Annotated in this window: 19 protein-coding genes; 12 read left to right on the top strand and 7 right to left on the bottom strand. The window is 40.8% G+C overall.

What is annotated here, in order from left to right:
* Positions 1–64 precede the first annotated feature (64 nt).
* Positions 65–817, bottom strand: a complete 753-nt coding sequence (locus AAEY99_RS03285) for a glycosyltransferase family 25 protein (protein WP_192116209.1) — start codon at positions 815–817, stop codon at positions 65–67.
* Between the two features lie 503 nt (positions 818–1,320).
* On the opposite strand from AAEY99_RS03285, the gene AAEY99_RS03280 reads away from it, so the two are divergent.
* Entirely contained in the window at positions 1,321–2,322 is a 1,002-nt protein-coding gene (locus tag AAEY99_RS03280) for a glycosyltransferase family 9 protein (RefSeq protein ID WP_182745106.1), read from the top strand.
* Between the two features lie 56 nt (positions 2,323–2,378).
* Entirely contained in the window at positions 2,379–3,332 is a 954-nt protein-coding gene (rfaD, locus tag AAEY99_RS03275) for an ADP-glyceromanno-heptose 6-epimerase (protein WP_162024160.1), read from the top strand.
* A 100-nt stretch (positions 3,333–3,432) separates the two neighbouring features.
* Here rfaD and AAEY99_RS03270 read toward each other — a convergent pair whose 3' ends face one another.
* Both AAEY99_RS03270 and AAEY99_RS03265 read right to left on the bottom strand, forming a co-directional pair.
* Positions 3,433–3,825, bottom strand: a complete 393-nt coding sequence (locus tag AAEY99_RS03270; RefSeq protein ID WP_011639339.1) for an FAD synthase family protein — start codon at positions 3,823–3,825, stop codon at positions 3,433–3,435.
* Positions 3,826–3,833: 8 nt separating this feature from the next.
* Positions 3,834–4,892 (bottom strand): CDP-glycerol glycerophosphotransferase family protein, encoded by a 1,059-nt coding sequence (locus tag AAEY99_RS03265; protein ID WP_162024161.1) that lies wholly within the window; start codon positions 4,890–4,892, stop codon positions 3,834–3,836.
* A gap of 218 nt (positions 4,893–5,110) precedes the next feature.
* On the opposite strand from AAEY99_RS03265, the gene AAEY99_RS03260 reads away from it, so the two are divergent.
* Both AAEY99_RS03260 and AAEY99_RS03255 read left to right on the top strand, forming a co-directional pair.
* The gene (locus AAEY99_RS03260; RefSeq protein WP_351009124.1) at positions 5,111–6,226 is read left to right on the top strand and encodes a glycosyltransferase family 9 protein; all 1,116 of its coding nucleotides are present in this window, start codon (positions 5,111–5,113) and stop codon (positions 6,224–6,226) included.
* A 41-nt stretch (positions 6,227–6,267) separates the two neighbouring features.
* Complete coding sequence (locus tag AAEY99_RS03255; protein ID WP_192116210.1) at positions 6,268–7,116, top strand: glycosyltransferase; 849 nt, start codon at positions 6,268–6,270, stop codon at positions 7,114–7,116.
* A 42-nt stretch (positions 7,117–7,158) separates the two neighbouring features.
* On the opposite strand, the gene AAEY99_RS03250 is transcribed toward AAEY99_RS03255, so the two are convergent.
* Positions 7,159–8,190, bottom strand: coding sequence for a glycosyltransferase family 9 protein (locus AAEY99_RS03250; RefSeq protein ID WP_351009122.1), 1,032 nt, complete (start codon positions 8,188–8,190; stop codon positions 7,159–7,161).
* Between the two features lie 110 nt (positions 8,191–8,300).
* Here AAEY99_RS03250 and AAEY99_RS03245 point away from each other — a divergent pair, with 110 nt between their 5' ends.
* Entirely contained in the window at positions 8,301–9,029 is a 729-nt protein-coding gene (locus AAEY99_RS03245) for a 3-deoxy-D-manno-octulosonic acid kinase (RefSeq protein ID WP_351009120.1), read from the top strand.
* Between the two features lie 90 nt (positions 9,030–9,119).
* On the opposite strand, the gene waaA is transcribed toward AAEY99_RS03245, so the two are convergent.
* The gene (gene waaA, locus AAEY99_RS03240; RefSeq protein WP_351009118.1) at positions 9,120–10,382 is read right to left on the bottom strand and encodes a lipid IV(A) 3-deoxy-D-manno-octulosonic acid transferase; all 1,263 of its coding nucleotides are present in this window, start codon (positions 10,380–10,382) and stop codon (positions 9,120–9,122) included.
* A gap of 117 nt (positions 10,383–10,499) precedes the next feature.
* On the opposite strand from waaA, the gene AAEY99_RS03235 reads away from it, so the two are divergent.
* The 5 genes from AAEY99_RS03235 (at position 10,500) to glpG (ending at position 15,095) form a co-directional block, all read left to right on the top strand.
* A complete protein-coding gene (locus AAEY99_RS03235) occupies positions 10,500–11,162 on the top strand; it encodes a TetR/AcrR family transcriptional regulator (RefSeq protein WP_059747035.1) in 663 nt (220 codons plus the stop codon).
* 328 nt (positions 11,163–11,490) lie between these two features.
* Entirely contained in the window at positions 11,491–12,684 is a 1,194-nt protein-coding gene (locus tag AAEY99_RS03230) for a glycine C-acetyltransferase (protein WP_351009116.1), read from the top strand.
* 103 nt (positions 12,685–12,787) lie between these two features.
* On the top strand, positions 12,788–13,813 hold the full coding sequence (gene tdh, locus AAEY99_RS03225) for an L-threonine 3-dehydrogenase (protein WP_101088609.1): 1,026 nt from the start codon (positions 12,788–12,790) through the stop codon (positions 13,811–13,813).
* A gap of 125 nt (positions 13,814–13,938) precedes the next feature.
* Positions 13,939–14,247, top strand: a complete 309-nt coding sequence (gene glpE / locus AAEY99_RS03220) for a thiosulfate sulfurtransferase GlpE (RefSeq protein ID WP_101088610.1) — start codon at positions 13,939–13,941, stop codon at positions 14,245–14,247.
* Entirely contained in the window at positions 14,244–15,095 is an 852-nt protein-coding gene (gene glpG / locus AAEY99_RS03215) for a rhomboid family intramembrane serine protease GlpG (RefSeq protein ID WP_350998327.1), read from the top strand. Before glpE ends, glpG begins: the two co-directional genes overlap by 4 nt.
* 82 nt (positions 15,096–15,177) lie before the next feature.
* On the opposite strand, the gene elbB is transcribed toward glpG, so the two are convergent.
* A complete protein-coding gene (elbB, locus tag AAEY99_RS03210) occupies positions 15,178–15,831 on the bottom strand; it encodes an isoprenoid biosynthesis glyoxalase ElbB (protein ID WP_101088612.1) in 654 nt (217 codons plus the stop codon).
* Positions 15,832–16,361: 530 nt separating this feature from the next.
* Between elbB and polA the strand changes: the two genes are divergently transcribed.
* Positions 16,362–19,118 carry a DNA polymerase I gene (gene polA / locus AAEY99_RS03205; protein ID WP_162024169.1) on the top strand — a complete coding sequence of 919 codons (2,757 nt, stop codon included), beginning with the start codon at positions 16,362–16,364 and terminating at the stop codon, positions 19,116–19,118.
* Between the two features lie 742 nt (positions 19,119–19,860).
* Here polA and yihA read toward each other — a convergent pair.
* The gene (gene yihA, locus AAEY99_RS03200) at positions 19,861–20,535 is read right to left on the bottom strand and encodes a ribosome biogenesis GTP-binding protein YihA/YsxC (RefSeq protein ID WP_101088614.1); all 675 of its coding nucleotides are present in this window, start codon (positions 20,533–20,535) and stop codon (positions 19,861–19,863) included.
* A gap of 264 nt (positions 20,536–20,799) precedes the next feature.
* On the opposite strand from yihA, the gene AAEY99_RS03195 reads away from it, so the two are divergent.
* Entirely contained in the window at positions 20,800–21,423 is a 624-nt protein-coding gene (locus tag AAEY99_RS03195) for a c-type cytochrome (RefSeq protein WP_350998334.1), read from the top strand.
* Positions 21,424–21,471: the final 48 nt, after the last annotated feature.

The raw sequence follows: 21,471 nt of genomic DNA, 5'->3' as shown, positions 1-21,471 counted from the left end.
CTTTTATCACCAGAATGAATCACCATTTGGTTTAGGTATGGGTTAATATCACATGGCGACATGACTATTTTTGTATTTTGGGAAGTGATGGCAGATGTTGTTTATGTTTCAACAATTTCAGCTCGAACTTCACTTTTTGCCAAATACGCAATAAATGATGACGTTCAACATGAGTACGTCTACCTTGTCGATTAATATCACTGTCTAAATCGGTTCCAATCACAGGAAAAGGTCTTACAACAAAGCAACGTAATTGTTTTTCGAACCAAAATTGAATATCAATATCAACAGGACGGGCAATAGGGTATGCCGTTGCTAATAATTTTTGTGCTCCAGCAAATGACACGCATTGGCCGCGGGTTGAAGCTGGTAACTTTAAACATGTGGATAAACTAAAGCGCTCATCAAGCACAATCGATTTTACAATACCTTTGGGCTTACGCCCGTGACACAATTTAATGTAATCCCAATCAGCAGAAAGATTATTAATGTGTTGTATCACCGTCATTAACGCAGGATCTAGGATAGAGTCATCCTCAAGAATTAAAGCGTAATCTAACTGTTGTTCAATAATCATTTGCCAACATTGGACATGGCTTAGGTAGCAGCCAATTTCACCCAAATTAAGCTTTTTGTCGTATTTTTGAAGGTTTGTTTGCGGATCATACACTTTCGCAATATCGATATCGTGCAAATCCTTACCGTATACGGCGGAAATACGTTGGTATTCGATACCTAATTGTTTTAGCTGCTCATCCATGAACGTAAATCGTTCAGTACTGTTATCTAAATTAATGAGAAAAACTTTACATTTCATATATTACTAACCCAAACACCCAATTTAATCATGTTCAACTACTGATATTTAACCCTAGAATATTCAGTAATGGCGACATCTGCTGAATAAAATGGTTGATGCTACCGTTAGGTTACTTTTACTAGTGACATTTGATTTAATCCATTGAATAAATTGAAAACAACCCTTAAGAAAACCGTGGTTGTTTTGCGTCCTTGCACTCACATGCATTTCACCATTTTTACAGTGAGAGGTTTGGGAGTATATCATTAATATTCTGGCTTTAGCTTGTTGTCAAAAAATTCATCACAATGGCTAGATTAGTTAACAATAGCAACCGATATTTGTTAACCCTTGATACAATTCCGCATGCAAACGATGAACAAACGGTCTTGAGTTGATATACTCTGTGACAGCTCTTGCGCCAATCATCATGGCCGTTGAGAGAATCGTTAAAAGTCACAATACAATAAGCCCCATCATCTGATGGAATTAAGTTAATATTTTATCTTTCAGACAGTCATATGAAAAAAATCTTAGTCATCAAACACGATAAAATTGGCGATTTTGTACTGACATGGCCAGCACTTTATTTACTCAGAAAAGCAATGCCCGAAGCGACTATTGATGTATTTGTCGCACCGGTTGTTAAGTCCTTTGCTGAAGCCTGTCCATATGTAGACAACACTATTATCGACTCAAAAGATGATACAGACATTGCTGAGCAAATTGCGAAGCAACATTACGATGCTGTAATCATTCTGTTGTCAGAATTTCGAATTTATAAAATTCTTAGCAAAAGCAATATTCCATATAAATTAGTACCTAAACATAATTGGTATCAATATTTATATAAACATCGAGCAAGCAATGAATACTTAAACAGTGAAGGCTGCTGGCGAGGTGCGTGTATGCTTGTAGAGCACTTCTTAACTCACCACGGTTATGCCATTCCTAAACTACCTGATAGATTTTGGGATATGAGTGATCGCAAAGAATATTGGCAACAACACTACCAAAAGTTAACCAACGAAAAGCTAATTTTTATTCATCCAGGTACCGGTGGCTCTTCTGGTTGCGTACCTGTAGAAAAGCTAGTTCAGTTAATGATAAATGTTGATCAACAAACTCAATCAGCATGCCATTTTATTTTAACATTTAACGGAAGTGAACTGGAGCTAGCAAAAGAAATTCAAACGTTACTGGCCAATACCTCAATTAAAATATCGCTGGCTAAGCCGTTAGACCGTTTGATTGATTTTTCCGAATCATTGGTAGCTGCAGACATGTTTATTGCCGGCTCAACAGGGCCTCTGCATATCGCGGGCTTACATAATGTGCCTACTGTTGGATTTTACGCAGGAAGACGCTCAACACCTCATATTAGATGGGGAACATTATCTGAACCAAGCAAACGATTTGCTTATACGCCTCCCGTAGGAAAAAGAACGGGTCGTAATATGGCATTAATCAATTTTGATCAGGTATCGAATGAAATAGCCGACTTTTTGAACAAACAATCTTAGATTGTCGCAGTGTGTTAAATTAGCTCATCGCGAGCAACAATAATGGAAATACGAATATGATAGTTGTGACAGGCGCAGCCGGGTTTATTGGTAGTAATTTAGTAAAACAACTTAATGCCATGGGCCGAAATGACATTATTGCGGTAGACGACTTAACTGACGGCACCCAGATGTTCAATTTAGCCGATTGTGAAATTGCTGATTATCTTGATAAAGATGATTTCATCAAGCAAATCAAAGCGGGCGATTTTGATAACAAACTTGAAGTCATTTTCCATCAAGGCGCTTGCTCATCGACCACCGAGTGGGATGGCAAGTTTATGATGGCCAATAACTATGAGTATTCAAAAACATTATTGCATTACAGCCAAGCTAATAACTGCCAATTTATTTATGCTTCTTCTGCATCTGTCTATGGTGGCAGCGAAAAGTTTATTGAGCAACGCGAACTCGAAAAACCGCTCAATGTCTACGCTTACTCTAAGTTCTTATTTGATCAATATGTAAGACAGCAAAAGCTCACTGGCCAAGTGGCAGGATTACGTTATTTCAACGTCTATGGTCCACGTGAACAACACAAAGGTGGCATGGCCAGTGTGGCTTTCCACTTTAACAATCAAATTAACGCTAATGGTGTGTGTCGTTTGTTTGAAGGTGTTGATGGTTATGAAAATGGTCAGCAACTTCGTGATTTTGTGTTTGTCGAAGATGTGGTTAACGTCAATTTATGGCTATGGCAGAACCCATCTGTATCGGGCATATATAACTGTGGAACTGGCCAAGCGCAAAGCTTTAATGATGTTGCCAATGCTGTGATTGCTTATCATGGTAAAGGGCACATTGAATACATTCCTTTCCCAGACAAATTGAAAGGCGCTTATCAGAGTTATACCCAAGCCGATTTAACTCAATTAAGAGCGGCTGGTTATCAAGCTGAGTTTAAAACGGTTGAGCAAGCTGTACCTGAATATTTAGATTGGCTTAAAACCCAACATTTTATTGGTCAATAACGGTTTATAGCTCTTACGAAGCGAAAACTAGCTTAACAGCAACATGCTATGGCGTTTTTTATCCATAGCATGTTTCTGTTTCATAGAAATGATGAACTCACTATCTAATTTCTTTAACGATCTCAATTAACATTGTTGTTGAAATCGCAGGGGTTCTTGGTAAATACACCACTTTACATAGATGAGATAGATGATCAAAACGTCCCTCCCAATCATCCCCCATCACTAAGTAATCAGCTTGATACTTTTGAATGTACTCGGCTTTAAGCTCTAATGACTCTTCAAGAAAAACTTGATCTACACAGGATAGAGCCGCGACAATTCTCATTCGATCGATTTCATCGCAAATAGGGTTTCGTTGTTTTTTACTAAAATTAAGAGCATCAGATGACACCCCAACAACCAACTTACCGCCTAACTCTTTCGCTCTTTCTAAAATATTTAAATGACCAATATGAAACATGTCAAAAGTACCGAATGTAATAATGTTCATCTAAATCCTTATTCTAATAAATAGTCAGTAATTCGTTGGCTACAAAGGCCATCAACAACACCCACTAGCTCTGCCGTATATTGCGTCCGTTGAGGCGCAAACAACTCTGGATGTGCTATCTGTTGATCAACAACTTGCTTTAATTCTTTATATGTTCTGGCGTGCGCAGCAATGTCTGCGTAGCGGTATAAATCTTGATCGACACGATTCTTAAACCTGAATTTAAAAATCCCACGATAAGACCAACGTAAGTGATAAAAATCACACCATACAACAGGTTTATTTAATGCGGCAAATTCAAATAAGGCAGATGAAGCATCGCTAATTAATACATCAGCAGAGACCATGAAAGGTAATAAATTTGCTTCTTCAGCAGGCGCTAAATAAACATTGTCGAAACTAGCCCAGTGAGTTAGCAGCGCTTTTTGTTTTTTATAATTTGATTTACTCAATGAAAAATAATGTGGTTTGAGCAATATATTATATTCAGAAAATTGAGATGGCCAATTTTTAGCCATTTCTTCAATGCTGCTTGGATAAAATGTTGGCGCATATAACAAGGTTTTTTTATTAGTATCTAATCCTAAAGAAGCTAAGTCTAAACCCTGTTCATCTCCTTGGATAATTGGATCTAGCTTGGCATAACCAGTATCAATGAACACTTTTTCAGGAAACATCTCCTGTAATCGCTTTAAACGATATTGCCCTTCCACAAAGCGAACTTCAATATCGCCTTTTGAAACAGTATAATATACCGACTTTGGCCCGACACCATGCTGCATCAAGGCAGTCTGACTGATCCCTTTTAATCGTGACGCTGAAGCAAATGCATTACCGAACACAACCCATTGAGGCTTGTTCAACAAATAAAATTCAAGCGCTTCTGATTCATCATTAACCCAGACAACATTTAGCTGATGCTTACTTACAAGCGCTTCCAATACCGACTGCTGATCAACACTCTTGTAGATAACATATGTCACAGGAACCGAACGCTTCTGTAGCTCTGCAGCGACAGGAAAGTATTGTGGTAAATAATAGGGATGTAAAACATCAAAACAAATCATCGCAAGTCAATTCCTATTAATAATTCCGCATCAGAATTTGCAAAGAGCACTAGTATAAATGATAACACGCCTCAATTTACATCTAATCCTCTCAACCGACCAATCTGATATCAAATGAAATCAATACATCTATTAGCTTTTCTCAAGGTATTGATTCAAAAAGCCCTCTTTTCAAGGTATTATTTCAAGTATAACTATCAACAAAGCTGTCTATTCATATGCCAATAGTGTCTATAAAGCAATTGCAAACATGTCAACGCTTACTGTTTATTTCGCCAGTTGCGTTAGGTGACTTTCTTTACTTAAAAACCTTTCTTATCGCTTTAAAAAAGCAATATTCTCATATTGAAATCGACATATGGTTAGATGATATTCGTTGTAATAGTGATAGCTGGCGCTTATCTAGAAGCAAAATTTTGCAACAATGGATGGATACAGAGGGTGCCTTTAAGCTCACTTACGGCTGCACTGATTCAAAATTAGCAATGCAAAGCCATGTGGAGCAAGCCAAATTGCGTAAGTATGACATTATTTTTTGTCATTCTGTCAGTAAAAGTCGACAATATTCACAAATCGCTCGCAGCATAAACGACAAAGCGTTTATCGTGTCGAGTATCCCTAAAAGTGCTTCATTTGGATGGTTAAACAAGATATTTTTTCGCCATTCAGACCATACTTTTATTTTAGATGAGAGTAACTTACCTAAGTCGCACCACATTACTGACAGATACAATATGATATTTAGTGAAGTTTTGGGGCTTACCTTAACTTCCGAGCAATTAATGCCGACGTTAAAGACCCCGGACGCAATTGAACCCATTACTCAGTCGTGGTTAAACTCCAAATTTAGTGACCCAGAAAAACAAGGGAAACTCATATTTTTAAATCACTTATCAACCAATGAGAAAAAAGATTGGAAATTATCACAATTATTCTCCCTCATTGAAAAAATATCGGCAATTGATTCTAGCCAACGTTTCATTATTAATGTCACTCAAGAAAACTTTGACTCTGTTAGTATTGAAACTGAAAAATTTACGGCTCGAACAAATACGCAAACGGCTGTTTTCACCGTTAACGAACATTTTTTTGAACTACCATCACTCATTGCACACTCTGATTTTGTGGTAACAGTCGATACGGCAATATTGCACTTTGCTTTTGCAGCTCAACGCCCTTTATTAGCAATGATGCGTGAGAAAAAGCCTTATTGGGCACCACCAGAAAGTGAGGTATCGCATGTCATGTATGCAACAGAAGGTAGAGGCCACATTGAAGACATCAGCGTTGACCGAGTATTCCAACAATATAAAAAAATGAACTCTCTCGGTTAAAGACTTAACACCCAATACATAAATATACGCAAGGTGAACGGATGAAGAAGGCTATTTTTACACTCGCTATTGGCGATAACCCAATGTATCGCGCTGCCATTGCCAGCTTTAAAGCTTATGGTAAAAGAATTGGGGCTGATGTCATCGTTTCAGATCAACTGCATTATAAAATTCATGTCAGTAACCCTAAATTTGATGCCAGCCCGGCATGGTCTGAAAAGCTATATATTTCAGAGATACTCAAAGAATATGATCGAGTACTGTATCTAGATGCAGATATTATCGTGACGCCATGGGCGCGAGATATATTTGAACTCTATTCTGACCTTGATACGGTTTATATGTTCAATGAAGGGGCTCATCGCGATCGCGGTGAGCAAGCGGTGCAAATTAATAATATCTTAGGCGAGGTCGACTGGCCAAAAGAAGACAATAAAATAGTTTATTACAACTCTGGGATGTTTTTGCTATCTAAAGAAACCGGACTATTTGATAAAGCCAATATTGAAGAAATGCAGGCCATTTGTAACAACGTTAAATTTTACGACCAAACCTATATTAACTATCTCATCAGGAGAGATAATATAAAAAGCATAGGTGTGGAAGCTAACTTTAATCGTATGCAGCTTTTAGGACATGATGATTATCAAAAAGCAGATTTCATTCATTATTCAGGTAGAGGTTACCGCCAAGATATCCCGATGAGAGAATTGAAATACATCATCGATTTCTGCGATATGTTCAACGATACATTAACAAATGAACAAATTCTTGAGTATAAAAAACAAGCTTGGAATTGGTACATACTCAAACAACATCGAAAAACAAAGTTACCTGTAGCACTTTTGAGTGCGATATTTGGTTTATTCCGTGGCAAGTATAAATATTAAATCCTAATTCAGATAATGACAGCTCGCTTCAAGGCGAGCTTTTTACTGCTTAATGAATTGATCAAACTGAGCCTTTACCTGATCAACTTCTATCATCACCATTAAATGCTCACCTTTAGCACGCGTGCCCCATTTAACAGGTGCATCAAATTGCTTGGCTATCACTTGTGGGTAAACACTGACAGTGTACTGGCGATAAAGGTAAGGTCCAGTTCGCCCTGGGTTTGAGTGAGCATATAGACCAATCACTGGCGTACCTTGAGTAACAGCCATATGCAAAGGTCCGGTATCGGGTGCTAGCACTAGCTTGGCTTGTTTTAACACTGCAAGCAGCTGAGTCAAAGATGTCTTACCTACTTGGTTCTCCAATGGCTGTTGGCTATGAGATTGAATCACATCCGCTAGATTTTTTTCTAACGCGGTTGGGCCGCCGCACAACATTACTCTGAATCCCTGCGTAATAGCATAATCAGCAACGGCAGCGTAACGCTCTGGCAGCCAGTTGCGTTCGGCCTTACTGGCTGCTGCGCAAATCACCATGACTTTATCATCGCCCACCAGTTGTTTGGCAAAGTCGGTATCGGCTTGTGGTACAGGAATATTCCAGCTTGGCGTTAAGTCTTCTACACCAATGGCTTTAGCAAAGCCCATAAAACCGTCTAACACATGCGGTGTCGTCAATGGCTCAACGGCGTGATTGGTCACCAACCACTGGCCTTCTTTGGCTCTGGCCTTATCAAATCCGACTCGAATTCGCGCCTTGATCATTAATGAGGCTATGGTCGCACGAAGTGCAACTTGCATATGTAGCAGCACATCAAAACGTTGGCCTTGTAAATCACGACGTAACTGAATATAGCTACGCCAGCCCTTGGACTTGTCGAAAATAACAAACTGGATCCCAGGCAAATGCTTGAGTAATTGATATTCAACCTTACCAATAATCCACGTAATACTCAGGTCTGGATACTGTTTTTGAATAGCCTGCACCATTGCTACTGCGTGGCAAACATCACCAATGGCAGACAAACGCAGTAAACATAATGAACGTATCGCACTAAAGTCAGCTTTCATTGATTATCCAATATGCTTGAGTGAAGAATTAAGGCGGTGAAGGCAAGTTAGTGATCTTAAGGTATAATGTTATTTCGATCCACAATCTAACCAATGCTATTGATAATTAGATGCAAATAAAAAACACCCAACTTGGCCATATTGCATGGTGTGAAACCACTGCCCAACACTTAGCACCGCAAGACTTCGCGGTTGATGGTTGGCGAGAAAAAAATGCAGTGGTGGGTCAGTCCAAAGGCCGTTACACCACATGGTTTGTCAAAACCGAAAACTCGGACAGCCCGCAAACATGGGTGTTACGCCATTATTGGCGCGGTGGAATGATGGAAAAATTCAGCCGTGATGCCTACTTCTATACCGGCCTACAACGAACCCGTGCTGTGGCAGAGTTAGCGATTCTTGAAGTTTTGTATCAAGAAGGATTTGCGGTTCCACGCCCTATTGCAGCGAATGTTGAACGTTTTGGTTTATGGTATCGAGCCGATATTATTATTGAACATGTTGCTGGTGCAAATGATTTAGTGGCTTACTTAAGCCATAACCCAATGACAGAATCGCAATGGTATTTACTAGGCGAAACCATTGCCAAATTTCATCAACGTGGGGTATATCACGCCGATTTAAATGCCAAAAACATCTTACTGGCACACGGAAAATTCTATTTAATTGACTTTGATAGAGGTGAATTACGCACACCACAGCCTACATGGCAACAGGCCAATTTAGACCGCTTGCTACGTTCTTTTAACAAAGAGCACGCTAAACTGACTACGCTGCAATTTAGTCAACAGCATTGGCAGCAATTACTTGCCGGTTATCAAAGCATAAACCTAATCTAAAGCTAACTCTGGTATGGAGTAGTAATAAAAATAGACGCTAACTTGCGTCTATTTTTATACGTTTTTGTTCAGATGGCTGGCAGCAAAATGTTAAACGACAAGCTCATTAATGAGGGTGAATTGCTTTAAAAGTGCGCCCCGATTTTGCTCAACGACCGCCAAGCCTGCAAAGGACGCGGATTGATACATATGGCTATCGGTAAACTTATTTTGTAATTCTTGCGCCAATTCATCCGCTGAGCTAATACAGGTCAATGCGCCAGCATCGGCAAGTAACTGGGTTATTTCAGCAAAATCCCAATGATTGGGACCGACATACACAGGTAGGCCCATGGCCGCAGGTTCAAGCGGATTATGACCACCGTTATTAATCAATGTCCCGCCAACAAATGCCTGATCCGCTGTACCATATAGCATGACTAACTCCCCCATAGTGTCACCAAGTAATACTTGAGTCTGGCTGTTAACCTCATCATTCATACTGCGTCTAGCTAACACCAATCCAGATTGGGTAATGGTAATAGCGGCTAAATTAAATTGCTCAGGATGTCGGGGCGCCATAATCAATAATGCATTAGGGAAACAAGCTAGAAGCTGTTTATGGGCGCTTAAAATGGCCTCAAACTCACCGGGGTGAACACTCCCTGCAACCCAAATAGGTGAATTAACCCGATCCCATTGGGCACGAAGCGTATTAGCTTGTTGTTTTTTGATGGGATCAATAGTGAGATCAAACTTTAAACTGCCGCACACATGTATGCGCTGAGTTGCCACTCCTAGGGTAATAAATCGTTCTGCTTCAGCTTTAGTTTGTACGGTAATCAAGTTGAGTTTGTTTAACATCGGCACAGCCAAACGGCGCTTTTTAGCGTATTTATTAGCGGACTTTTGCGACAAGCGTGCATTGGCTAAAATCAGAATCACTTGTTGCTGCTCTGCAAAGTGGACCAAGTTTGGCCACAGCTCAGTCTCCATGATAATGCACACTTTGGGTTGCAGTTGGCGTAAAAAACGTTTTATAGCATATGAAAAATCAAACGGTAAATAGCAATGCTGTACCGTATCGCCAAATGCTTTAGTCACTTCAGCAGACCCTGTTGGGCTGGTTGTAGTAACGGTAAAAGCATAATCTGGGTGCGCAGTCATCAGCTGCTTAATCAACGGAATCGCCGCTAACGTTTCTCCCATCGACACACTGTGGATCAACACATCCGTTTTGGTTAACTTAGCAAAACCGAAACGTTCAGACCAACGGCTACGATAGTCGACACTTTTTATGGCACGAAATGCTAAATAAAGAATCACCAGCGGAAACAACAAATATAGGAACAAAGAATAAACAATACGGTTCATGTAAGATGGGTCATCGATTTTTGCTTGTCAGATAAGCACAATGTTAACATACTCATATTAAGTCGGCTTAACGAATTATTTGAGCGACAATAAGCCAATAATGAATATGGAAATCACATGAAAACCCGCGATAAAATCATTTTTGCCAGCTTAGAACTATTCAATGAACACGGTGAGCGTAGTATTACCACCAACCATATTGCAGCGCATTTAGGCATTAGTCCGGGCAATTTGTACTACCACTTTCGCAATAAGGAAGACATTATTAATTCAATTTTCAGTCTATATGAAAGTCATTTAGAGTCAGGCTTTAAGCCTTATGATGATGTGCCTATTACGATTGAATTATTAATGGGTTATTTTGATGCCATGTTCTATACCTTATGGCAGTTTAGGTTTATGTATGCCAACTTAGCCGATATTTTAAGCCGTGATGATGCGCTAAAGAAACGCTACTTACATGCTCAACAACAAGTACTGACTCGCTCAAGTGATGTACTGCGCAAACTCAAAAAAGACGGTTTCCTAGACGTCGATGATAATAAAGTAACCGCGCTTGCCGACACCATTAAAATGATGGTCAGTTTCTGGATTAGCTACCAATTAACTCAATCGAGTACATCAACCATCACTAAAGCCACGCTATACGATGGACTATTAAGAGTCTTGATGATTTTTCAGGCTTACTCTACTCCCACTTCAAGCGCAACATTTTGTCGTTTAGAGCAACACTACTTAGACATAGCCAGCCAAGAACGCCATAGCGTCGCGCAAACATAAGCTAAGTATTTCGTTTACCTCGCATCGATTACAGAATTTCCAATCCGCCAATAACCAACTACAATTGAATCGGTTATTAGCGGATTAACTTAGGGTTATCACCCGCCTTTCATATCCAGTCACCAACCATGTTAATGATTAGTTTTTTTAATGTGAATAAGTCAATACCCCTAATCTAACTCATGTTGGTCTGACGACTAAAAAAAACGCTGTAGAGCGGCAAAAATAAAGGTTAGAATGCCAATAACTCCAAAACACCCTGTCATTTATCGCGGTGTTTTACTGCGTGATTTGGATAAGCATAATAACCATATTTAGGAGAACACAGGTGGCATCTACCTCTTTTTACGACCGAATTAATCAGCAAATTGTCGATGTAAAAGCCGATGGTTTATACAAAAGTGAGCGCGTCATTGCTTCCGCTCAGCAAACAGCTATTCAAGTTAACAGTGAAGAAGTGATTAACTTCTGCGCCAATAACTATTTAGGTTTAGCCAATCATCCTGAACTTATCAAAGCCGCAAAAGCCGGTTTAGACAGTCACGGTTTTGGTATGGCATCGGTACGATTCATTTGTGGTACTCAAGACATTCATAAGCAATTAGAAGCTAGCCTAAGTGCTTTTTTAGGTATGGAAGACACCATTTTGTACTCGTCTTGCTTCGACGCTAATGCGGGTCTTTTTGAAACCTTATTAGATGCCGAGGACGCTATTGTGTCCGACGCGCTAAACCATGCTTCAATTATTGATGGTGTGCGTTTATGTAAAGCTAAACGTTTCCGTTATGCCAACAATGACATGGCCGACTTAGAAACTCAGCTCATTGCAGCTCAAGCTGCTGGTGCACGCAACATTTTGATCGCCACTGACGGTGTGTTCTCAATGGACGGCGTAATCGCTAACCTTCAAGGTGTGTGTGATCTCGCAGATAAGTACGGCGCATTGGTGATGGTCGATGACTCTCATGCAGTAGGCTTTATCGGTCAAAATGGTCGTGGAACCCATGATTACTGTAATGTCATGGATCGTGTCGACATTATTACCGGTACCTTAGGTAAAGCATTAGGCGGCGCATCGGGTGGTTTTACTGCAGCGAAAAAAGAAGTCGTTGAGTGGTTACGTCAACGCTCTCGCCCTTACCTATTTTCAAACTCATTAGCGCCTTCTATTGTTAGTGCGTCTATCCGGGTGCTTGAAATGCTAAAAACAGGTCAAGACTTGCGTGAAGCAGTATGGGAAAACAGTCGTTATTTCCGTGAGCAAATGTCTGCGGTTGGGTTCACCTTAGGTGGTGCAGACCATGCCATTATTCCAGTCATGATTGGCGATGCTAAATTGGCCGGCGACTTTGCTAACCGTTTATTACAAGAGCATATTTACGTAGTTGGCTTTTCATTCCCAGTGGTACCAAAAGGCCAAGCGCGTATTCGTACCCAAATGTCTGCTGCGCACACTCGCGAGCAACTTGATCATGCTATCGGTGCCTTTACCCGTATTGGTAAAGATATGGGCATTATCTAAGCTAACTTGACTAATAAAAGCATAGGTTAATAGAAGCATAGATTAATAACAGCATCGCGTAACAGTGGTTAACGATAGCTCAGACTAAAAATAGGTCATCAACATGAAAGCATTAAGTAAGTTAAAGCCTGAAGAAGGCATCTGGATGGTCGATGCACCAAAACCAGAAATGGGTCACAACGACCTGCTAATTAAAATTCGTAAAACAGCGATTTGTGGTACTGACGTGCATATCTACAACTGGGATGAATGGTCACAAAAAACCATTCCAGTTCCGATGATTGCCGGCCATGAATATGTCGGCGAAGTGGTCGATGTTGGCCAGGAAGTACGTGGGTTTAGTATTGGCGATCGTGTATCAGGAGAAGGTCACATCACTTGTGGTTATTGTCGTAACTGTCGTGCTGGTCGTACCCACTTATGCCGTAACACTTCAGGCGTTGGTGTGAATCGTGACGGTGCGTTTGCCGAATATTTAGTGTTACCAGCGTTTAACGCATTCAAAATCCCTGCGGATATTCCAGATGATTTAGCGGCTATATTCGATCCATTTGGTAATGCTGTACATACTGCATTATCGTTTGATTTAGTCGGCGAAGATGTGTTGATTACCGGTGCGGGTCCTATTGGTATTATGGCTGCTGCGGTTTGTAAACACGTCGGCGCTCGTCATGTTGTGATTACTGATGTAAATGAATACCGACTTGATCTTGCCCGAAAAATGGGTGCGACTCGCGCGGTTAACGTCGCAACAGAAAACCTTAAAGATGTTATGAAAGAACTTGGCATGACAGAAGGCTTCGACGTCGGTTTAGAAATGTCAGGCGTACCATCGGCATTCCACGCGATGTTAGACACCATGAACCACGGTGGTAAAATTGCCATGTTAGGTATTCCTGGTGGCGAAATGGCCATTGATTGGAGCAAAATCATTTTTAAAGGGTTGATCATCAAAGGTATTTATGGCCGTGAAATGTTCGAAACTTGGTACAAAATGGCAAGCTTAATCCAATCTGGCTTAGACTTGTCACCCATCATTACTCATCACTTTAGTATTGATGATTTCCAGAAAGGCTTCGATGCAATGCGTTCAGGTCAGTCAGGTAAAGTTATATTGAACTGGGATTAAGCTTTACTGTCTCAGTATTGTGGCTTAATGAGTCAGTACACCAACAAGGGGTTGTATTTATACAACCCCTTGTTGCAAACTGGCGCTAAGCACATCGCTATTTGTACATTTTTATAGGTAATATCATGTCTGGTTTTAAACATTTGTCTATCAATGAGCTTATCCATATGTCGACTGAATCTAACGACATACAAGTTGTTGATATTCGCGACGCAGCGAGTTTTGCTGCTGGCCATATTGAAGGTGCGACCCATTTAAGCAACGAAAACCTAGCTGACTTCATTGGTGGTGCTGATATGGACAAGCCGGTAGTTGTTGTCTGCTACCATGGAATGAGCAGCCAAAGCGCAGCCAGTTATTTAAACGAACAAGGTTTTGACGACATCTACAGTTTAGATGGTGGTTATAGTGCCTGGAGCTTGGCTCACGCATGATAGAAATCGGCCAACTACCTAATGCGCGTGCAGCACAAGCATTTATTGACCACCTCAAAGGGTTAAATATTCAATGCCATGCAGTGACTCATTCTCAGGGTGTTGGCCTAATAATCACTAACCCCGCCGACGAAAACCAAGCTCGCGCCGAGTTAATTGAGTTTGCTAAAAATCCATACGATAGTAAATACTTGCAAGCCTCTTGGGACAACGGTGCAACAGATACCAAATTTGACTATGGCCCAGGAACTAAAGGCTTAATTCAACAGTTTATGACAGGCGCAGGCCCACTGACATTAGTGTGCTTTTTTGCTTGTGTTGCCATTTTCGCGGGCATGAACCTTGGTTTTGCCGATGCCATCTTCACTAAGTTATCTTTTTTTAGCGCCGTTGCAGACAGTGATGTAAACCAAGTGTGGCGCGTATTCACCCCAAGTTTAATGCACTTTTCTGCTATGCATATTATCTTTAATTTGCTGTGGTGGTGGTACTTAGGCGGTAAAATTGAAACCAATTTGGGGACTAGACCGTTACTGTTTTTATTAGTTGTCGCGGGCACTTTGCCTAATATTGTGCAGTTTTACATGACAGGGCCTAATTTTGGTGGCTTGTCTGGCGTCGTATACGCTGTGGTAGGTTACACTTGGCTAATGGGTATTCGTAAACCTAGCTGCGGTATTAGTTTGCCGCAATCTTATATGGGATTTATGCTCGTTTGGTTGGTTCTCGGCTTTACTGATGTGTTAGGCATGCCAATTGCGAATGGCGCCCACATTGCAGGGCTTTGTGTTGGATTAGCCCAAGCATTATTTGATAGTAGAACCTCACCTACCACTAAAACCAGCTAACTATAAATAAAAATGCCACTTTAGGTGGCACTCTTTTTATCATTAATCCGCTCATATTCACAATGCATCTCAGCCCAAATCGCTAAGCCATTTCGAGTACTTTATTAACCAACTTCTCAATGCCAATATGTGCCTCTAAAATTGACGTTGCTAGCATATACGCAGGTGTACTGACGATTTTATTGACTTCATCAACGACAATATCTTCAACTTGCACATTTTTATGCTTACCGCCCATTTCAGTAAATGCATGAGCCGTCTCAGAATCGGTTCCAATTGTGCCTATAGCGCCTGCGCCGTAAATATGAGGGATCATCACCGGTGAAATACACACAAAACCGACAGGTTTATGCGCTAACGCAAACTCACGAATAAAGTTTTCTACAATTGGCTGAATATGGCAATTACTGCCTGTGGTTGCAAAATTGGATAAGTTTTTAGCCGCACCAAAACCACCAGGGATCACCAAACCATCAAATTGACTTACCTCTAATGTACTGGCATTAAGCACTTCCCCACGAGCGATCCGTGCAGACTCAACTAATACATTACGGGTTTCGTCGGTGTTGACCTCACCGGTTAAATGATTCACCACATGCATTTGGGTAATATCTGGAGCAAAGCATTGATATTGAGCACCCGCTCGCGTAATCGCCAGTAGGGTTAATACAGCCTCGTGAATTTCAGTTCCATCAAATACACCACAGCCACTCAGTAAAACAGCAATCTTTTTCATGACATCTTCCTTCAACTTTTAATTGATAATGTAAAATTTACAACAAAAAACCAACAAAACGATTGATCTGATTAAAAATCGTGCTAACTTAGAACGTCGAATTTGCTAGATGCCTTTTTTTTAGTCATAAAACATCACTGAATTCGATTGTGACTTAACTGACATCAATAAAAAAGTCCACAAATTAGTAATATTTATTAGAAATAATATTTAGCTCACAAAAAATAAAAAAGAACATATAACTCAACTAGTTACTGATTTCATTTCAAGCCGTAAGAAAATCTATCCAGCAACGTTGATTAATTCACTCACAGACTTATCCACAGGCTGAGAGTCTTTTGGCGTGGCTGATTGTTGGCTTTTCTCTATAAAATTGCCCAAAAAACCTCACTGGATACACAACGAGTCAAACGTTACGATTATTGATACTATCTTGGGTAAATAACTGACAATCTCACAAGCATCTTGAGGTGCTATGGGTATAATGTCATCCTATTAGTCTCGCAAAATACTGAACACGAAAATTAATTATGCCAACAATTCCCAATAACCCGCTCATCTTAGTTGATGGCTCATCTTATCTTTATCGCGCTTATTATGCGCCACCTCATTTAACCAATTCAAAAGGTGAAGCAACAGGCGCGGTTTACGGTGTTGTTAACATGCTTCGTAGTTTATTAAGCCGTTACAGTCCTAGTCATATCGCTGTTGTTTTTGATGCTAAAGGCAAAACTTTCCGCAACGATATGTACAGTGAATACAAAGCCCAGCGCCCACCTATGCCCGATGATCTGCGTAATCAAATAGAACCATTACATAGAATCATTCACGCAATGGGTTTACCTTTGATCAGCATTTCTGGTGTGGAAGCCGACGATGTGATCGGTACCATCGCCCTTCAAGCGAGTAAAGAAGGCCGGGCAACATTAATCAGTACCGGCGATAAAGACATGGCACAGCTAGTGAATGAGCATGTCACGTTAATCAATACCATGACAGATACCATTATGGGCCCTGAAGAGGTCAAAACGAAATATGGTGTCAGTCCCGATAGAATAATCGACTTCTTAGCACTCATGGGCGACAAGTCCGATAACATTCCAGGTTTACCTGGCGTCGGTGAGAAAACCGCGCTGGCGATGCTGCTTGGTGTAGGAAGTGTAGAAAATATTTTAGCCGATCCACAAAGCGTCGTTGAAGTTGGCTTTAGAGGCTCGAAAACCATGCCGGCTAAAATCATCGAAAATGCCGACATGTTAAAGTTATCATATGAACTGGCGACCATTAAAACCGATGTCGAGTTAGCACAAGACTGGCATCAAATGACGGTTAAGCCTCAAGACCGTGATGAACTCATTAAATGCTTCGGTGAAATGGAATTCAAGCGTTGGTTAGCGGAAGTACTCGATAATAAGCAACCCCGCGGTACCATCAGCCAAGATAGCGAAGAAGAAATCACCGTATCGCCAACCATTGAAGCTGAGTATGAAACGATTCTGACCATAGAAGCGCTTGATAAATGGATTGAAAAACTTAATAGCGCCGAACTGATAGCGATTGATACCGAAACCACAAGTCTCAACTACATGGAAGCGGAACTTGTCGGTTTATCATTTGCTACCGAAGCAGGTAAAGCAGCCTATTTACCGTTAGCACATGATTACCTTGATGCGCCGCAGCAAATTGATAAAGCCAGCGCGCTTGAAAAGTTGCGTCCGATCCTTGAAGGCGATAAACCGCAAAAAGTAGGTCAAAATCTCAAGTATGATATGAGTATTTTAGCCAACGCAGGCATTACCCTCAAAGGTATACGCTTTGACACCATGCTCGAATCCTATGTGTTTAATTCAATCGCATCGCGTCACGACATGGACGGTTTAGCGTTAAAATACCTTGGCCATAAAAATATTAGTTTTGAAGAAGTCGCTGGCAAAGGCGCAAAGCAACTGACGTTTAATCAAGTTCATTTGGATATTGCTGGGCCATACGCCGCTGAAGATGCCGATATCACTCTGCGTTTACATCAACATCTATGGCCAAGGCTTGAAAAAGAACCAGAACTGGCCAGTGTATTTAATGAGCTAGAATTACCCTTAATACAAGTATTGTCTGATGTAGAGCGCCAAGGTGTATTGATTGATTCAATGCTACTTAGTCAACAAAGTGGTGAGTTAGCCAAAAAGCTTGATGATTTGGAAAATAAAGCCTACGAAATTGCCGAAGAAAAATTTAACCTCGCTTCACCAAAGCAACTACAAACGCTATTTTTTGAAAAACTAGGTTATCCAATAAAGAAGAAAACCCCTAAAGGTGCGCCATCAACAGCAGAAGATGTATTAGTGGAGCTGGCACTTGACTACCCTTTACCTAAAGTTATTCTTGAACATCGTAGCCTAGCCAAATTAAAGAGCACCTATACCGACAAACTGCCACTTATGGTTAATGCCGCTACTGGCAGAGTGCATACTAGTTACCACCAAGCTAATGCTGCAACCGGTCGTTTGTCATCAAGTGAGCCAAACTTACAGAATATTCCAATCCGTACTGAAGAAGGCCGTCGTATTCGCCAAGCCTTTATTGCCCCTGCCGGTCGTAAAATTTTAGCTGCCGATTATTCACAAATAGAACTGCGGATCATGGCTCATTTATCTCAAGATGCAGGCTTGCTAACCGCATTCGCAGAAGGCAAAGACATTCATAAAGCTACCGCAGCGGAAGTCTTTGGAGTGCACTTTGAAGAAGTCACCACCGAGCAACGTCGCCGCGCTAAAGCGGTTAACTTTGGCTTAATTTATGGAATGTCTGCGTTTGGTTTAGCCAAACAGCTCGATATTCCACGCAATGAAGCACAAAAGTATATCGACACGTATTTTGCTCGCTATCCAGGTGTACTCAAATACATGGAAGAAACCCGAGCCATCGCCGCTGAGCTAGGTTATGTATCTACATTATTCGGACGTCGTTTATACTTGCCTGAAATCAACGACCGTAATGCAATGCGTCGTCAGGCAGCTGAACGTGCAGCGATTAACGCTCCGATGCAAGGAACTGCAGCAGACATCATCAAAAAAGCCATGATAGCCATTCACCAGTGGATTAACCAAGACACTCAAGGTGAAATCACCCTGATAATGCAAGTACACGATGAATTAGTATTTGAAGTGGATGAGGCCCAGGCTGAAACCCTCAAAACCAAAGTGTGCGATTTAATGGCGCAAGCAGCGTCATTAGACGTGACATTATTAGCTGAGGCTGGCATTGGCGACAACTGGAATGAAGCCCATTAGTCATTGGCTTAGGTTATGTTTGCAAAATAAACGTCTGTAGCTAAAACAAAAATACCGTATTCATTAGAATGCGGTATTTTTATTTGGACATTGTAACTATGGCTAAACTGAAATGAAATGAAATGAACTGAAATGAAATGAACGCTTAGCGCAATAAATATCCTCACCACCTATGCATCCTCTATTACTCAACCTATGCCTCAATGACCAATTTAATGATATATAACCGACTAGTTCATCGTTCTAAGCGGCAAATAAAGACTATTTTGAGTTTGCAGTCACAGTTATTATATCTTTTTATGAAAAACAGTTTTTCATTTTAAGGCGAATAAGCTATTATATTCGTTGTAGGGTACAGAGGTTAAGATGTTCAATCTTTCAAACCTTTATTTCACTAGCGATAGTGACTAGCCAAATTCGGCGCCCCAGCAACTTAGGTTGCTGGGGCTTTTTTTTGATTTTTTTTCATCATTAAAAATATTTAGAGTAAATACTTTAATGTTGGTTAAAAAACAGTTATTATAGGTTTATTGAGAGTCATCAAATTGAGTTGATGGCACTTGAGTCTTGTTGAATTTAGCTTCTCCCCAAAAGAGCTAATTTATTTGTACCGATGGCCGTTTGGTTATCGGTTTTTTTTTGCTTAAAAATCGCCATTGTTACAACGTAGAAAACTCAGACGAAAAAAAACCGACATATTTGCCGGTTCTTAATTTTGCTAATCTTTTATATCACTCGACCGCTACTCTGGTGCCAACTCCGACTCCGACGCTTGCTCTGCCTTCTGCTCAGCTAACCATTCTGGATGACACCAATCATTTAAGATGCTCAACACTTTGGGCTTACCGGTGCCTTTTAGCGACGATAGTGTCTCAACTTGCACTTTATCACCAAAATCTTTTAAGGCTGCACGCACATCATTAACGGTTTTCATTTTGACGCTTTGAGTCAATTTATCCGATTTTGTTAGCAATGCTAATACAGGAATGTTGCTTAATACTGCCCACTCAATCATTTGCATATCGAGATCTTTCAATGGATGACGGATATCCATCAATACCACCACGCCACTTAAACAAGCACGCTTTTGTAGATATTCGCCAAGCGCCTCTTGCCATTTATGTTTTAATGCTAAAGGAACTTGCGCAAAACCATAGCCAGGTAAATCGACTAAACGACGATCATCATCTAGCTGAAACACGTTGATCAATTGGGTTCGACCTGGCGTTTTACTGGTTCGAGCTAAACTTTTTTGTTCAGTAAGCGCATTTAGCGCACTGGACTTACCGGCATTAGAGCGCCCAGCGAACGCAATCTCCACCCCGATATCCCCAGGAAGATACTGATCTAAATGCGCAATATCCGGCGCACTGATTAAAAACTTAGCCCTACGGAAATCGATACGAGATTCTGTCACTCTTAACTCCAATTAAATTACTTCTAGTAAACGCATTACCATAAATTTTTAACAATTGCTTACTTTTGCACATTTTCGTGTAAAATATTAGCCTGATCACATTATATACCCAAGCAACGCTGATATGTGTGATGTAGTCATAAATGATCTAGCTCTTCACGAGCATCGTAAACTACATCAGAGCGCTTGGAAAAAACATTTTACCACGCTTGCGGGTCTTCCTAGTAAGCTCAGGACAATAAATTAACTAGAAGTTGGAACGCCATGAAAAAGTTAGCTCTTGCGCTGTCTGTAGTCGCCGCTATGTCATCATCAGTTATGGCTGAAGGTAATGCTGAAGCAGGCAAAACTAAAGCAATCGTATGTTCTGCCTGTCACGGTGCTGACGGCAATAGCATGATTGATATGTATCCTAAATTAGCAGGACAACACCCTGCCTATCTTGAAAAACAATTAACCGAATTTCGTCTTGCTGCTAAAACCGGTGGTGCTGAAGGTCGCATGAACCCAATTATGATCGGTTTTGCAATGGGGCTCAGTGATGAAGACATCGCTGATGTTTCAGCATTCTTTGCAAGCCAAGTACAAGTTGTCGCCGATGTTGCCGACGTACCCGCAGCAGGTGAAAAACTGTATAAAGGCGGTGACGCCGCTCGTGGTATTACAGCATGTGTTGCCTGTCATGGTCCTGAAGGCAAAGGCGCAGCTGCTGCAGGCTTCCCTGTCGTGGGTGGTCAGCATGCTAACTATATCAAAATTCAGCTAACACAATTTCGTGATGGAGTTCGTCACAACGATTTAAATGGCATGATGCAAGATGTAGCTAAAAAATTATCTGATGCTGATATCGAAGCATTATCTAAATATATTTCAAGTATTAAGCACTAATACCCTTGAATATTTACTAATAAAAAAATGGGCTTTCTAGCCCTTTTT

The organism is Shewanella sp. S1-58-MNA-CIBAN-0166 (assembly GCF_040310085.1).
Classification (GTDB): Bacteria; Pseudomonadota; Gammaproteobacteria; order Enterobacterales; family Shewanellaceae; genus Shewanella.
Note: the sequence above shows the minus strand (reverse complement) of the source record. Positions and strands in the feature narration are given on the sequence as shown.